General features: G+C 60.2%; 10 protein-coding genes. All 10 read left to right on the plus strand.

The window, feature by feature from the left end:
- Positions 1-392 precede the first annotated feature (392 nt).
- The gene (gene scpB / locus CLU91_RS21785) at positions 393-1,187 is read left to right on the plus strand and encodes an SMC-Scp complex subunit ScpB (protein ID WP_100875790.1); all 795 of its coding nucleotides are present in this window, start codon (positions 393-395) and stop codon (positions 1,185-1,187) included.
- Positions 1,180-3,288, plus strand: coding sequence for a 23S rRNA pseudouridine(2605) synthase RluB (gene rluB / locus CLU91_RS21790; RefSeq protein WP_100875791.1), 2,109 nt, complete (start codon positions 1,180-1,182; stop codon positions 3,286-3,288). Before scpB ends, rluB begins: the two co-directional genes overlap by 8 nt.
- A 342-nt stretch (positions 3,289-3,630) precedes the next feature.
- Positions 3,631-4,119: a ribosome maturation factor RimP gene (gene rimP, locus CLU91_RS21795; protein WP_071079329.1), complete on the plus strand. Its 489-nt coding sequence runs from the start codon at positions 3,631-3,633 to the stop codon at positions 4,117-4,119.
- Positions 4,116-5,681: a transcription termination factor NusA gene (nusA, locus tag CLU91_RS21800; protein WP_100875792.1), complete on the plus strand. Its 1,566-nt coding sequence runs from the start codon at positions 4,116-4,118 to the stop codon at positions 5,679-5,681. Before rimP ends, nusA begins: the two co-directional genes overlap by 4 nt.
- A gap of 46 nt (positions 5,682-5,727) precedes the next feature.
- A complete protein-coding gene (gene infB / locus CLU91_RS21805) occupies positions 5,728-8,586 on the plus strand; it encodes a translation initiation factor IF-2 (RefSeq protein WP_100875793.1) in 2,859 nt (952 codons plus the stop codon).
- Between the two features lie 114 nt (positions 8,587-8,700).
- Positions 8,701-9,123, plus strand: a complete 423-nt coding sequence (gene rbfA / locus CLU91_RS21810; RefSeq protein WP_034782531.1) for a 30S ribosome-binding factor RbfA — start codon at positions 8,701-8,703, stop codon at positions 9,121-9,123.
- Between the two features lie 2 nt (positions 9,124-9,125).
- Positions 9,126-10,061 carry a tRNA pseudouridine(55) synthase TruB gene (gene truB / locus CLU91_RS21815; protein WP_100875794.1) on the plus strand — a complete coding sequence of 312 codons (936 nt, stop codon included), beginning with the start codon at positions 9,126-9,128 and terminating at the stop codon, positions 10,059-10,061.
- Positions 10,062-10,268: 207 nt separating this feature from the next.
- Positions 10,269-12,101: a translational GTPase TypA gene (gene typA, locus CLU91_RS21820; protein WP_100875795.1), complete on the plus strand. Its 1,833-nt coding sequence runs from the start codon at positions 10,269-10,271 to the stop codon at positions 12,099-12,101.
- Between the two features lie 119 nt (positions 12,102-12,220).
- Positions 12,221-13,216, plus strand: a complete 996-nt coding sequence (gene dusA / locus CLU91_RS21825; protein WP_100875796.1) for a tRNA dihydrouridine(20/20a) synthase DusA — start codon at positions 12,221-12,223, stop codon at positions 13,214-13,216.
- A complete protein-coding gene (locus tag CLU91_RS21830; protein WP_100875797.1) occupies positions 13,216-13,680 on the plus strand; it encodes a hypothetical protein in 465 nt (154 codons plus the stop codon). The genes dusA and CLU91_RS21830 overlap by 1 nt, the downstream gene beginning before the upstream one ends.
- Positions 13,681-14,134 lie beyond the last annotated feature (454 nt).

Here is a 14,134-nt window from a genome sequence, read left to right on the forward strand (position 1 = left end):
GTCGCGCCAGGGCCGGGTAAAACGCGTGTTTTGCCCGGTTTTGCGCTTTTCCGCTTTTTATCAGGTACAATTGGCATCGTTGGATGAAACGACGACTGTCGCTTTCCCGTCTGGCTGGTTCGCCGCCACAGGAAAGCAGCTGCTCCGGAGATCGTTTCATTGCTGGTTACTTAGTGAAGGTTAATTAAGGCCAGCACCATGGATGGCAGGACTTTCACTGCATCCGCTTTAATCCCGCTTTGCGCGCATCGGCCAAGGCGTCGGAAAAACAGCCTCAACTTGTAACCCAGCACGGCGTCATCATCGATGTCTGCCCTCTGTTACGTTGAAATGAACGTTTTTGATTTCTTTCTCTGCCTACGAATTGCAATACACATCCGCACAGAATTGCTATGAATACAATTGAGGCTAAAAAAGTCCTCGAAACCGCGTTGCTGTGCGCTCGTGAATCGCTGACGATCCACAGCCTGAAAAAGCTGTTCGTCGATGCGGACGAGAATGGTCGCGTGCGCGGCGTCGGCGTCGGCGCCGACACGATCAAGCAATTGCTGGAAGAGTTGCGGCAAGAGTGGGAAGGGCGCGGCATCGAGATCGTCAGTCTGGCGTCGGGCTGGCGCTTTCAAAGCCGGCCGGAAATGAAGATGTATCTTGACCGCATGACGCCCGAGCGGCCGCCCAAGTATTCGCGGGCGACCCTGGAAACCCTGGCCATCATCGCCTACCGCCAGCCGGTGACGCGCGGCGATATCGAGGAAATCCGCGGCGTTGCCGTCAATTCGCAGACGATCAAGATGCTGGAAGACCGTGGCTGGGTTGACGCCATCGGTTACCGCGACGTGGTGGGACGGCCGGCCTTGCTGGCCACCACCAAGCAGTTTTTGGATGACCTGGGTTTGCATTCGCTGTCCCAGCTGCCGCCTTTGCAGCAAATCAGTGAAATGCAGGGCAATGGGCTCGAAGCCCTGGAAGCGGCCCTGCAAGAAAATTTTGACAAGGCAAGCAATGAGCTTGTCCCCAAGCTTGGTGCAGGTAGCAATACGGCTGTGACAGATGTAGATGTGACAGCAAGCCTTGATGCCGGCCCCGATGCTTCGCCCACGGACGAAGCCTACACTCACGACCCTGCGCCAGAACTAACGGTTGACGCTGCGCCAGGTCAGCACAGCCAAGAAACGAAGAATGAATAATCCGAACACACCCGAGACAGTAACCGCCAGCGACGAAGCCATCGTTGCCAAGCCCAAGCGCCGCACCAAGGCCCAGATCGAAGCTGATACGGCCGCTGCCGCCGCCGGCGATACCGCCGCTGCCAAGCCGAAGCGCCGCACCAAAGCCGACGTGGCCGCCGACGCAGTTGCTGCACCCGCCGTCGCCGCTGCTGAAACTGAAGCTGCCCCAGTCGCCAAGAAAACCCGCGCCAAGCCAGCCCTGAAAGCCGTCGCCGACGCCGCCGAAGCCGCTGCCGAAGCCGTCGCCGAAGTTGCCAGCACCCCGGCGCCGCGTCCGCCGCGCGCCCGCGCCGCCGCCAAGGCCGCTGCCGCTGAGGCGGAAGCCGCGCCGGAAGTCGTCGCCGACAAGCCGGCCGAAGCACGCCCGACCCGTGGTCCGCGCCAGATGCGTGGCGTGCAGGCGGAACGCGCACTGCGCCAGCCGCCGCGCGCCGAAGCGCCACAGGCGGCCGACGCCGTTGCGGCAGTGCCTGTCGTCGAGCAAGCCGCTGCACCTGTCGCCGACGTGTTCGATGCCGAAGGCAACCTCGTTTCCGGTCCGCGCCTGCCGCGCGGTCCGCGCAACGACGTGCCGGGCGCCGGCAAGAATGCCGGCAAGAGCCGTAAAAAGGGCAAGGGCCGCCAGGCTGCGCCAGGCAAACTCAGCGACGCTGATGCTGTCTTCTCGTTCGTCACCTCCGACGCGTTCGACAGCGAAGAAGGCGGCACGGGCCGCGTGCAAAAAGTGGCCGTGCGCCGCGACCTGACGTCCGACGACGATGCGCCGAAACTGCACAAGGTGCTGGCCGAAGCCGGTCTCGGTTCGCGCCGCGACATGGAAGACCTGATCATTTCGGGCCGCGTGTCCGTCAATGGCGAGCCGGCCCACATCGGCCAGCGCATCCTGCCGAGCGACCACGTGCGCATCAACGGCAAGTTGATCCAGCGCCGCGTCAGCAAGAAGCCGCCAAGAGTGCTGGTGTACCACAAGCCGGCCGGCGAAATCGTCAGCCACAACGACCCGGACGGCCGTCCCTCCGTGTTTGACCGCCTGCCGACCATGAAAGCCGGCAAATGGCTGGCCGTTGGCCGCCTCGACTTCAACACGGAAGGCTTGCTGCTGTTTACCACCTCCGGTGACCTGGCTAACCGCCTGATGCACCCGCGCTACGGCATCGACCGCGAGTACGCCGTGCGTACCTTGGGCGAGCTGGAAGAGGGCATGCGCCAGAAGCTGCTGGCCGGCGTCGAGCTGGAAGACGGCCTGGCGCAGTTTTCGAAGATCGCCGATGGCGGCGGCGAAGGCATCAACAAGTGGTACCGCGTGGTGATCGGCGAAGGCCGTAACCGCGAAGTACGCCGCATGTTCGAAGCGATCGGCCTGACCGTTTCGCGCCTGATCCGTACCCGCTACGGCGCCATGACCCTGCCGAGCGGCCTGAAGCGCGGCCGTTGGGAAGAGATGGAAGAAAATACCGTGCGCGACCTGCTGGCCGCCTACGGCATCGAAAAGAAAATGCCGGCATCGGGCGACCCCCGTGCCGCTGGCGCCGCCAAGGGCCGCGAAGCGCGCAAGGTCGAACGCAAGGACCGCGATGATGAGCCGAATGGCAACCGCATCGATGTCAGCAACCGCAACGCCGATCCTTTCCCCGTCGCGCCGCGCCGTGGTCAGCCGCAAGGCCAGTTTGCCCGTCCGCAAGGCCAGGGTCGCCCAGGCGGCGCCGGCCGTCCAGGCGAAGCGCGTGGTCCTGGCCGTGGCCAGCCGCAAGGTCCGTTCCAGGGTGGGCAGCCGCGCTCGTCGGCATCGTTCGACGGTGCGCAAGGCCAGGGCCAGGGTCGTGCGCCGCGTGCGCCAGGCCAGGGCCAGGGGCGTCCTGCCGGTGCTGAAGGCCGCGCGCCGCAGCGCGGTCCGCGCCAGCCCGATCCGCTGCAAACGACCTTCGGCTTTGCCAACACGGGTCCGCGCCGCAATGCGGGCGGTGGCGCCGGTGGTCAGGCGCGTTCCGCTGGTCAGCCGCGTGGCGGCATGGACCGTGGCGGCATGGATGGCATGCCGCGCCGCCGCAGCAAAGGTTAAATCAGAGGATTTCTTCTTGCGCGCCCGAGAATCAGCCGCGGGCGCGCGCTCTTGTAACTGTTGTAAGCCGGGCCTCTCCTTGTGTGCGGCATTGCGGCGAAGTTAATAAGAGGTTATAATCTGCAGCCTAATAAAAGTTCTCCGCAGGGTTGTTTGGCGGGGAGTGCTTGTCTGGTTGGGGAAATACAGGAAGATGGGCAGATGCCCATTTTTTTTTTGTTGAACCGTTTGTCATGGCGCCAATAAGGGGCCATATATGACTTGAATGCGTGTTTTTGCATGTTGTCGGCGCCCAATGTGGCGCTGTCATGCCGAAAACGGGCCTTATTTCTGGAGAATTTCTTGCAGCAGTTGGGATTAATTGAAAAGACAGTTACAGGTCTGGGCTATGAGCTCGTTGATGTCGAACGTGCCGAGCGCGGAATGCTGCGCGTCTTTATTGATTTCAGCGCCGCCGATGCCGCTGAAAAAGGTCCGATCACGGTCGAAGACTGTGCCACGGTGAGTCACCAGTTATCGCATGTGTTGACGGTAGAGAACGTTCCTTACGAGCGTCTCGAGATTTCTTCCCCGGGTCTCGATCGTCCGGTGCGCAAGCTGGAAGACTTTGTCCGTTTCGCAGGCCAGGAAATCATCGTCAAGCTGAATGTGGCGATGCCGGGTACGAACAACCGGAAATCGTTCCAGGGGATCTTGCAAGAACCCGTGGGCGATAAATTGTCGTTGGAATTTGAAGGTAAGGATGGTCCGGCGATGTTGGAGTTTACGCTCGCGGATGTGGATAAGGCACGCTTGGTGCCGCAGGTGGTTTTTAAGGGACGCAAAGCATGAGCCGCGAAGTTTTATTATTGGTTGACGCGCTGGCGCGCGAAAAAAACGTCGATAAAGATGTCGTCTTCGGCGCCCTCGAATTCGCGTTGGCGCAAGCCACGAAGAAACGGTATGAGGGTGAGGTAGACATCCGCGTTTCGATCGACCGCGAAACGGGCGAATTCGAATCGTTCCGCCGCTGGCACGTCGTGCCTGATGAAGCGGGCCTGCAATTGCCGGATCAGGAGATCCTGCATTTCGAAGCAAAAGAACAGATTCCCGATATCGAAGTCGATGACCACATCGAAGAGCCGATCGAATCCGTTGAATTCGGCCGCCGTTTTGCCCAAGATACCAAACAGGTCGTCCTGCAGCGCGTGCGTGACGCCGAACGTGAACAGATCCTGGTCGACTTCCTGGAACGTGGCGATTCGCTCGTCACCGGCACCATCAAGCGCATGGAACGCGGCGACGCCATCGTCGAATCGGGCAAGATCGAAGCGCGTCTGCCACGCGACCAGATGATCCCGAAAGAAAATCTGCGTATCGGCGACCGTGTGCGTGCTTTCATCTTGCGCATCGACCGCAATATGCGCGGCCCGCAAGTGATCCTGTCGCGCACCGCGCCAGAATTCATCATGAAGCTGTTCGAATTGGAAGTGCCGGAAATCGAGCAAGGCATGCTGGAAATTAAATCCGCAGCCCGCGATGCCGGCGTGCGCGCCAAGATCGCCGTCTACACGGCCGACAAGCGCATCGACCCGATCGGTACCTGCGTCGGCATGCGCGGTTCGCGCGTGCAGGCTGTTACCGGCGAGCTCGGTGGCGAACGCGTCGACATCGTGCTGTGGTCGGAAGATCCGGCGCAGTTCGTCATCGGCGCCCTGGCGCCGGCGAACGTGTCGTCGATCATGGTCGATGAAGAAAAACACGCGATGGATGTCGTCGTGGACGAAGAAAACCTGGCAATCGCGATCGGCCGTTCCGGCCAGAACGTGCGCCTGGCCTCGGACCTGACCGGCTGGAAGATCAACATCATGACGGCCGAAGAATCGGCTGACAAAGCTGCCCAGGAAACGGCTGCCGTGCGCATCCTGTTCATGGAAAAGCTCGATGTCGACCAGGAAGTGGCCGATATTCTGGTGGAAGAAGGTTTCGCCAGTCTGGAAGAAATCGCTTACGTGCCAATTTCCGAAATGCTGGAAATCGAATCGTTTGACGAAGATACCGTCAATGAACTCCGTACCCGTGCGCGTGATGCGCTCGTTACCGAAGCGATTGCTTCGGAAGAGGGTCTGGAAGGCATGGACGAGGCGTTGGTGGGTCTGGAAGGCATGGACCGCATTACCGCCGGCAAGCTGGGTCTGGCTGGTATCAAGACCGTTGAAGCATTTGCAGCACTGGCATACGACGAATTTGGCGCAATCCTGGCCTTGTCTGCGGACCGTGCGCGTGAACTGATTACAAGTGAATTTAAAGATGTGACCGACGATGAGATGAAGTTGGTTGACTCGAAATATGACGATCGTGCCAAGGCGTTGCAAGCCACGGCATGGAGTCTGGCCGAATCCGCAAAGGCTTAATTTGAGTATCTTTATCATCTCCGCGACACATAGAAAAGAGGACTGAATGGCGAGTAACAACGTAGCCCAATTTGCCACCGAACTGAAGATGCCTGCAGATTTGCTGCTGACGCAGCTGCGTTCTGCCGGCGTCGAGAAAAGTTCGACGTCAGATCCATTGTCGAAAGATGATAAGGACAAGCTTTTGGATCATCTGCGCCGCACACACGGCGCAGCGGCTGACACAGAAAAGAAAAAAATCACCGTGACCCGCAAGGAAACGACTGAAATCAAGCAAGCTGACGCCACCGGCAAGTCGCGCACCATCCAGGTGGAAGTGCGCAAGAAACGCACGTTCGTCCAGCGTGACGAAGTTGCGCCGGTCGCAGCAGAACCGGTCGCGCCTGCCGCACCGGTGATCGATCCCGCCGACGTGGCGCGCCGTGAAGAAGATGCCCGTAAACAGGCTGAGCTGATCGCCCGCCAGGAAGCCGATCTGCGCGAAAAGCAAGAACGTCTGGCCAAGCTCGACGCGGAAAAAGAAGCCCAGGCGAAAGCCACGCAACAGGCTGAATTGGCTGCGAAGAAAGAAGCAGAAGCGGAAGCGAAGAAAGCGGCTGCCAAGGCTGCTGCTGCGCCTGCCGTCAGCGCCGCTGCGCCTGTTGTTGACGACGCCGCCGCCGAAGCGAAAAAAGCTGCTGCCGCTGAAGAAGCGAAGAAGAAAGCCGCCGCCGCTGCTGTTGCCGCCAAGGAAGCCGCTGACAAAGCGGAAGCCACTGACCGTGCACGCAAGGCCGTTGCCGACGAAGTTGCCCAGATCAAGGCCATGATGAACGCGCCACGCCGCGCCATCAAGGCACCGGAACCCGTACCGGTTCCCGTCAAGCCGAAGGCGCCGGAAGGCACCCTGCACAAGCCTGCTGACAAGAAACCTGGCGACAAGCCGGGCGACAAGAAGCCTGCTGTTGCAGACAAGAAATCCATCAAGTCGGCCAATGTGTCGTCCACCTGGTCCGATGACGCGAAAAAACGCGGCACCACCGGTGGTCCCAAACCACGCGGCAATAGCGGCCCAGGCGGCCGTGACAGCTGGCGCGGTGGCGCGAAGGGCCGTCGCCCGACGCACCATGACGACCGTGAATCGAACTTCCAGGCTCCTACGGAAGCCGTCGTTAAAGACGTGCACGTACCGGAAACGATCACCGTGGCCGAACTGGCGCACAAAATGTCCGTCAAGGCATCCGAAGTCATCAAGCATTTGATGAAATTGGGCCAGATGTGCACGATCAACCAGGTGCTGGACCAGGAAACCGCCATGATTCTGGTGGAAGAAATGGGCCACAAGGCGTTCGCCGCCGAACTGGACGATCCGGAAGCGCTGCTGGCCGATGTGGGCGAACACGCGCACTTCGAAACCAAGCCACGCGCACCGGTGGTCACCGTCATGGGTCACGTCGACCACGGCAAGACCTCGCTGCTCGATTACATCCGTCGCGCCAAGGTTGCCTCCGGCGAAGCGGGCGGCATTACGCAGCATATCGGCGCTTACCACGTCGATACGCCACGCGGCATGATCACCTTCCTCGACACCCCGGGCCACGAAGCGTTTACCGCCATGCGTGCCCGTGGCGCCAAGGCAACCGACATCGTCATTCTGGTGGTTGCCGCCGACGATGGCGTGATGCCGCAAACGAAAGAAGCGATTGCCCATGCGAAAGCAGCCGGCGTACCGCTGGTGGTGGCGATCAATAAAGTCGACAAACCGGGCGGCAACGTGGACCGCGTGACGCAGGAACTGGTCGCCGAGCAAGTCGTGCCGGAAGAATACGGTGGCGAATCGCCATTCGTGCCGGTCTCGGCCAAAACGGGTCAAGGTATCGACGACCTGCTGGAACAAGTGCTGTTGCAAGCCGAAGTGCTGGAACTGACGGCACCGGTCGATGCGCCTGCGCGCGGCCTGGTTGTCGAGGCGCGTCTGGACAAGGGCCGTGGTCCTGTCGCGACGATCCTGGTGCAGTCCGGTACTTTGAAGCGCGGCGACGTGATTCTGGCTGGCTCTTCGTATGGCCGTGTTCGCGCCATGCTGGATGAGAACGGCAAGTCCATCGCTGAAGCCGGTCCTTCGATCCCGGTCGAAATCCAGGGCTTGACGGAAGTGCCGGTTGCCGGTGAAGAAGTCGTCGTCATGGCTGACGAGCGCAAAGCGCGTGAAATCGGTCTGTTCCGTCAAGGTAAATTCCGCGACGTGAAACTGGCGAAACAGCAAGCTGCGAAACTGGAAAACATGTTCGACCAGATGGCCGAAGGCGAAGTGAAAAACTTGCCATTGATCATCAAAACCGACGTGCAAGGTTCGCAAGAAGCGCTGGTCGGTTCACTGCAGAAACTGTCGACCTCCGAAGTGCGCGTACAAGTTGTGCACGCGGCAGTCGGCGGCATCACGGAATCGGACGTCAACCTGGCAGTCGCCTCGAAAGCGGTCATCATCGGCTTTAACGCCCGTGCTGATGCCCAGGCACGCAAGCTGGCCGAGTCGAATGGCGTGGACATTCGCTACTACAACATCATTTACGATGCGATCGACGAGATCAGGTCGGCGTTGTCGGGCATGTTGGCACCAGAGAAACGCGAAACCGTTATCGGCCAGGTCGAGATCCGCCAGGTTATCCTGGTCTCGAAAGTGGGCGCGATTGCCGGTTGCCTGGTCACCGATGGCGTGGTCAAGCGTGCTTCTTCCGTCCGCCTGTTGCGCAACAACATCGTGGTGTGGAGCGGCGAGATCGATTCCCTGAAACGCTTCAAGGACGATGCGAAAGAAGTTCGCGCCGGTCTGGAGTGCGGCCTGTCGCTGCGCAACTACAACGACATTCAGGTTGGCGACACCCTGGAAGTGTTCGAAGTCCAGGAAATCGCTCGTACCCTGTAATCACAGCAGTATTGGCGCGGACATAGTGATGTCCGCGCAAACACGTGGGGCGCATTGGTCAACGGGCAACCGTTTGACCCATGCGCCCTGCGGCACTTAGGACAGCATAAAATCATGGCTAAACATAGCAAAACCATGCCAGCGCGCGGCTTGCGCGTGGCCGACCAGATCCAGCGCGATCTGGCAGAAATCGTCGCCTACGAATTGAAAGACCCGCGCGTGGGCACGATGATCACCATCACCGAAGTGCAGATCACGCCCGATTACGCGCATGCCAAGGTGTTTTTCACGATGTTGAAAGACAGCAAGGAAGCCATCAAGAACACCACCGAAGGCCTGATGGCCGCGTCTGGCTTCATCCGTGGCTTGCTGGGCAAGCGCCTGCACATCCACACCCTGCCGATGCTGCATTTCGTGCACGACAGCTCGACTTCGCGCGGCATGGAAATGTCCTTGTTGATCGATAAGGCCAACGCCACGCGCGCGGCCGACGCCGAGCCGGACGAAAAGCCAGCAGACAAAGCGGACGAGCAATAACAGTGGCAGGTCCGAAGAAACCACCGGGCATCAAACGGGTGCGCGACCTGGTCGATGGCGTCTTGCTGCTCGATAAGCCCGTGGGCTGGTCCAGCAACGATGCCCTGATCAAGGCCAAGCGTGTGCTGAACGCGAAAAAGGCGGGCCATACGGGCACGCTGGATCCGTTCGCCACGGGCTTGCTGCCGCTGTGCTTTGGCGAGGCCACGAAGTTCTCGCAGGACTTGCTGGAAGCCGACAAAACCTACGAAACCCTGGTGCACCTGGGGCAGACGACGGATACGGGCGATACCGAGGGCGAGGTGCTGGAAACGCGCGACGTCAACGTCACCGAAGAGCAGATCGAAGCCGTGCTGGCACAGTTCCGCGGGCCGATTTTGCAGACGCCGCCCATGTACTCGGCCTTGAAACGCGACGGCAAGCCCTTATATGAGTATGCAAGGGCAGGCATCACGCTGGAGCGCGAAGCGCGCCCGGTGACCATCCATAAGCTCGAGTTCCTCGGCTATGAAGCCCCGTTCCTGAAATTGTCCGTGATGTGCAGCAAGGGCACGTATATCCGCGTGCTGGGCGAAGACATCGGCCACGCGCTCGGTTGCGGCGGCCATCTGAACGCCTTGCGCCGCACGCAGGTGGGCAGCCTGACCCTCGATGGCGTCGTTACGCTCGACGAGCTGACGGCGCATGCCGCGCCGCTGAGCTTGCTCGCGCCCGTCGATGCCTTGCTGTCGAGTTTCCCCGCCGTCCAGCTGACGCAAGAATTGGCCAAGCGTTTCCTGCACGGCCAGCGCATCGCGCTGGGCAAGGAAGAGGTCGCCGTGCCAGCCGAACCGGGCAGGGTGCGTGTGTATCACGACAGCAAGCTGCTGGGCACGGGCCAGTTGCAGGAATACAGCATCCTGGCGCCGGAACGCTTGATCGCCACAGCGCACCAGTAAGTCACAGCAACGTCATATTACCCAGCGACACTCGTTAAACAGTGTCGCTTTTTTAAACAAATCGTCCCCGACTGTGGGAGCCGCCAGCATTTTTAGATAGCGTTGCAACGCAACATGCTATACTACGCGGTTCCGGAAATAGATTAGCATTCGGGTATCTCGTACATCTTGTACGCACTCCGCAGTTTTTCAGTAACTACTACGACCATGTCAAATACAAAACGCGCAATTCGTAATATCGCCATTATCGCCCACGTTGACCACGGCAAAACCACGCTGGTGGATCAGCTGCTGCGCCAGTCCGGCACCTTCCGTGAAAACCAAGCGGTCGACACCCGAGTCATGGACTCGAACGACCTGGAAAAGGAGCGCGGCATTACGATTCTGTCGAAGAACTGCGCTGTTGAGTACGAAGGCACCCACATCAATATCGTCGACACCCCAGGCCACGCCGACTTCGGCGGCGAAGTGGAACGTGTTCTGTCGATGGTGGACTCGGTTCTGCTGCTGGTCGATGCACAAGAAGGCCCGATGCCGCAAACCCGTTTCGTCACGCGCAAAGCGCTGGCACTGGGTCTGAAGCCTATCGTTATCGTCAACAAGGTCGACCGTCCAGGCGCGCGCCCGGACTGGGCCATCAACCAGACGTTCGAACTGTTCGACAAGCTGGGCGCTACCGACGAACAACTGGATTTCCCTATCATTTACGCTTCGGGCCTGAACGGCTATGCCGGCCTGACCGAAGACGTGCGCAGCGGCGACATGAAGCCGATGTTTGACGCCATCCTGGAACACGTTCCAGTGCGCGACGACAATCCTGAAGGCCCGCTGCAAATGCAGATCACCTCGCTGGATTACTCGTCGTACGTCGGCAAGATCGGCATTGGCCGCGTCAACCGCGGTACCGTCAAAGTTGGTCAAGACGTGCTGGTCATCAATGGTCCAGGCGCTACGCCAATCAAGGGCCGCATCAACCAGGTGCTGAACTTCAAGGGCCTGGAGCGCGTGCTGGTGGACGAAGCTGTTGCTGGCGACATCTGCCTGATCAACGGTATCGACGAAATCGGCATCGGTTCGACCCTGTGCGCAGTCGACACCCCGGACGCGTTGCCAATGCTGACCGTCGACGAGCCGACCCTGACCATGAACTTCATGGTCAACAACTCGCCACTGGCTGGCCGCGAAGGCAAATTCGTGACATCGCGCCAACTGCGTGACCGTCTGGACCGCGAACTGAAAGCCAACGTTGCTCTGCGCGTTTCGCCAACCGACGACGACACGATCTTTGAAGTCTCGGGCCGCGGCGAGCTGCACCTGACGATTCTGATCGAAAACATGCGTCGCGAAGGCTTCGAGCTGGCCGTATCGCGTCCACGCGTGGTCTTCAAAATGGTCGATGGCGTGCGCCACGAGCCGTTTGAAAACCTGTCCGTTGACGTGGAAGAAGTCAACCAGGGCGGCGTCATGGAAGAGCTGGGCCGTCGTCGTGGCGACCTGCAAAACATGGAATCGGATGGCAAGGGCCGCGTGCGTCTCGAGTACCTGATCCCGGCGCGTGGCCTGATCGGCTTCCAGGGTGAATTCATGACCCTGACCCGCGGCACCGGCCTGATGAGCCACGTATTCCATGAATACGCGCCAGTCGACAACACCCGTGGCGAAATGGCTGGCCGTCGCAACGGCGTGCTGATCTCGCAAGATGACGGCGCCGCTGTTGCCTACGCCATCTGGAAACTGCAAGACCGCGGCCGCATGTTCGTGTCGCACAATGACCCAGTCTACGAAGGCATGGTCATCGGTATCCACTCGCGTGACAACGACCTGGTCGTCAACCCGATCAAGGGCAAGCAGCTGACCAACGTGCGTTCGTCGGGTACCGACGAAGCGGTGCGCCTGGTACCACCAATTCAGATGTCGCTGGAATACGCAGTCGAATTCATCGAGGACGACGAACTGGTGGAAATCACGCCTAAATCGATCCGTCTGCGCAAGCGCTTCCTGAAAGAGCACGAGCGTAAAAAAGCGTCGCGCGATTCGTAATCTGTTGTAGCGCATGGCCTGCGGGCCATGCCACGCTCAAGCCCGTTGCTCCGCCTTTCCTTCACCGGTGAGGCGCGCAGCGGGTTTGTCATTTGCAGCTCCTGTTTTTTGTAGACACCATGACTTCCACTTCTTTGCCTTCCCGCCGCCTCTCCGTCGCCCCGATGATGGACTGGAGCGACCGCCATTGCCGCAAGTTCCACCGCGAAATCACGCGCCACACCTGGCTCTACACCGAGATGGTGACGACGGGCGCGCTGGTGTACGGCGACGTGGAACGCCATTTGCGCTTCAACGAAGAAGAGCATCCGGTGGCGCTGCAGCTGGGCGGCAGCGACCCGAAAGACCTGGCCACCAGCGCCAGGCTGGGCCAGCAGTGGGGCTATGACGAAATCAACCTGAACTGCGGCTGCCCGTCCGAGCGCGTGCAGAAGGGCGCGTTCGGCGCCTGCCTGATGGCCGAGCCGCAACTAGTGGCCGACTGCGTGAAAGCCATGCGCGACGTGGTCGACATCGACGTCACGGTGAAGCACCGCATCGGCATCGATGACAGCGAGTCGTACGACTTCGTGCGCGACTTCGTCGGCACCGTGGCCGACGCCGGCTGCAAGACGTTCATCGTGCATGCGCGCAACGCCATCCTGAAAGGCCTGAGCCCGAAGGAAAACCGCGAAGTGCCGCCCCTGAAATACGATTATGCGTATCGATTGAAACGCGATTTCCCCCAGTTCGAGTTCATCATCAACGGCGGCATCAAGACGCTCGACGAGATCGACCTGCACCTGCAGCACCTGGACGGCGTGATGCTGGGCCGCGAGGCGTATCACAACCCGTACGTGATGGCGCAGTTCGACCAGCGCTACTACGGCGACGACACGCCCGTGAAAACGCGCGAACAGGTGCTCGAAGCGATGATTCCGTATATCAGTGCGCAGCTGGAAAAGGAAGCGGGACGGCTGAAGCTCAACAGCATCACGCGCCACATGCTGGGCCTGATGCAAAACCTGCCCGGCGCGCGCGGTTTCCGCCAGACTTTGTCCGATTCCAAGAAGCTGGCCTCGGGCGACCCGCGCTTGCTGCTGGAAGCGGCGGCGCGCCTGTCTCTGCCCGCCTGATGCGCGGTGACTGCCACAGCCTTGCGCGCCTGATCGACGGCTACCTGCTGGCCGTCAGCGCGCTCAAGGATGATGGCAGCCTCTTCGCGTGTACCTATCTGGGCGCGCTGCCGCCGCAGGCGTCCTTTGACGCGCTGTGCCGCGCGCTGGAGATAGCGCCGGATGGCCTGCGCCTGCAGCCCAGCGAAACAGTCGTGTGCAGCGGCGCCTTGTGCACGCCGCGCCAGTGGCTGCTGGAACGTATCCGTCCCATGAGCGAGGCGGACCGCACGCCGCTCGATGCGCGTTTATTCGACGGTTTCGAGCGCGAACTGGCCGAACTGCTGGGCAGCGAGCCGCACTGGTATCAACTGGTATCATCGGGTCAGCGCAGCCTGGCCGGACAATTGGGCGCCATCTGGAGCGTCTTTGTCTTTGGCACAGAGTGCCACGCCTATGCGATGCATTGCAGCTGGGACAGCTGATCCAAGTTGTCTATACCGATGCCCCGGCGCAGTGGTATTGTCCGCACTCCCCCTTCCTCTGAGCACCTCTCCCCAAACGATGTCATATGGCTATGCCATGTGTTGTAAATGCGCTGTTTCGGCGCACGCGCGCACTGCCTTGGGGCATTTCTAAGGGGCAAGAATCGGCGTTGTTGCCATTTCCCCGAAGAAAGTTAATCAGCCATTTATTCGGGTACATATTGCTTGCTTTGAGGCAAAATTTACACCTATAATTGATTATAGACAAATATTTCTCATATGAATGTTTGATGTTGATCTCACATCAACGGTGTCAATTATTCAGCGTGCGGAACAAATTTGCATTCGCAGTCACTGGCGTTTTCAGGGCTGTTGTAGACCAGGAAGTACCCCAGGCTGCGTGCGGCCGGATACCGCCAGCATACCAATGGGTAAGGGCGGATACCGGTGTCTC

This window comes from Janthinobacterium sp. 64 (assembly GCF_002813325.1).
GTDB lineage: Bacteria > Pseudomonadota > Gammaproteobacteria > Burkholderiales > Burkholderiaceae_D > Janthinobacterium.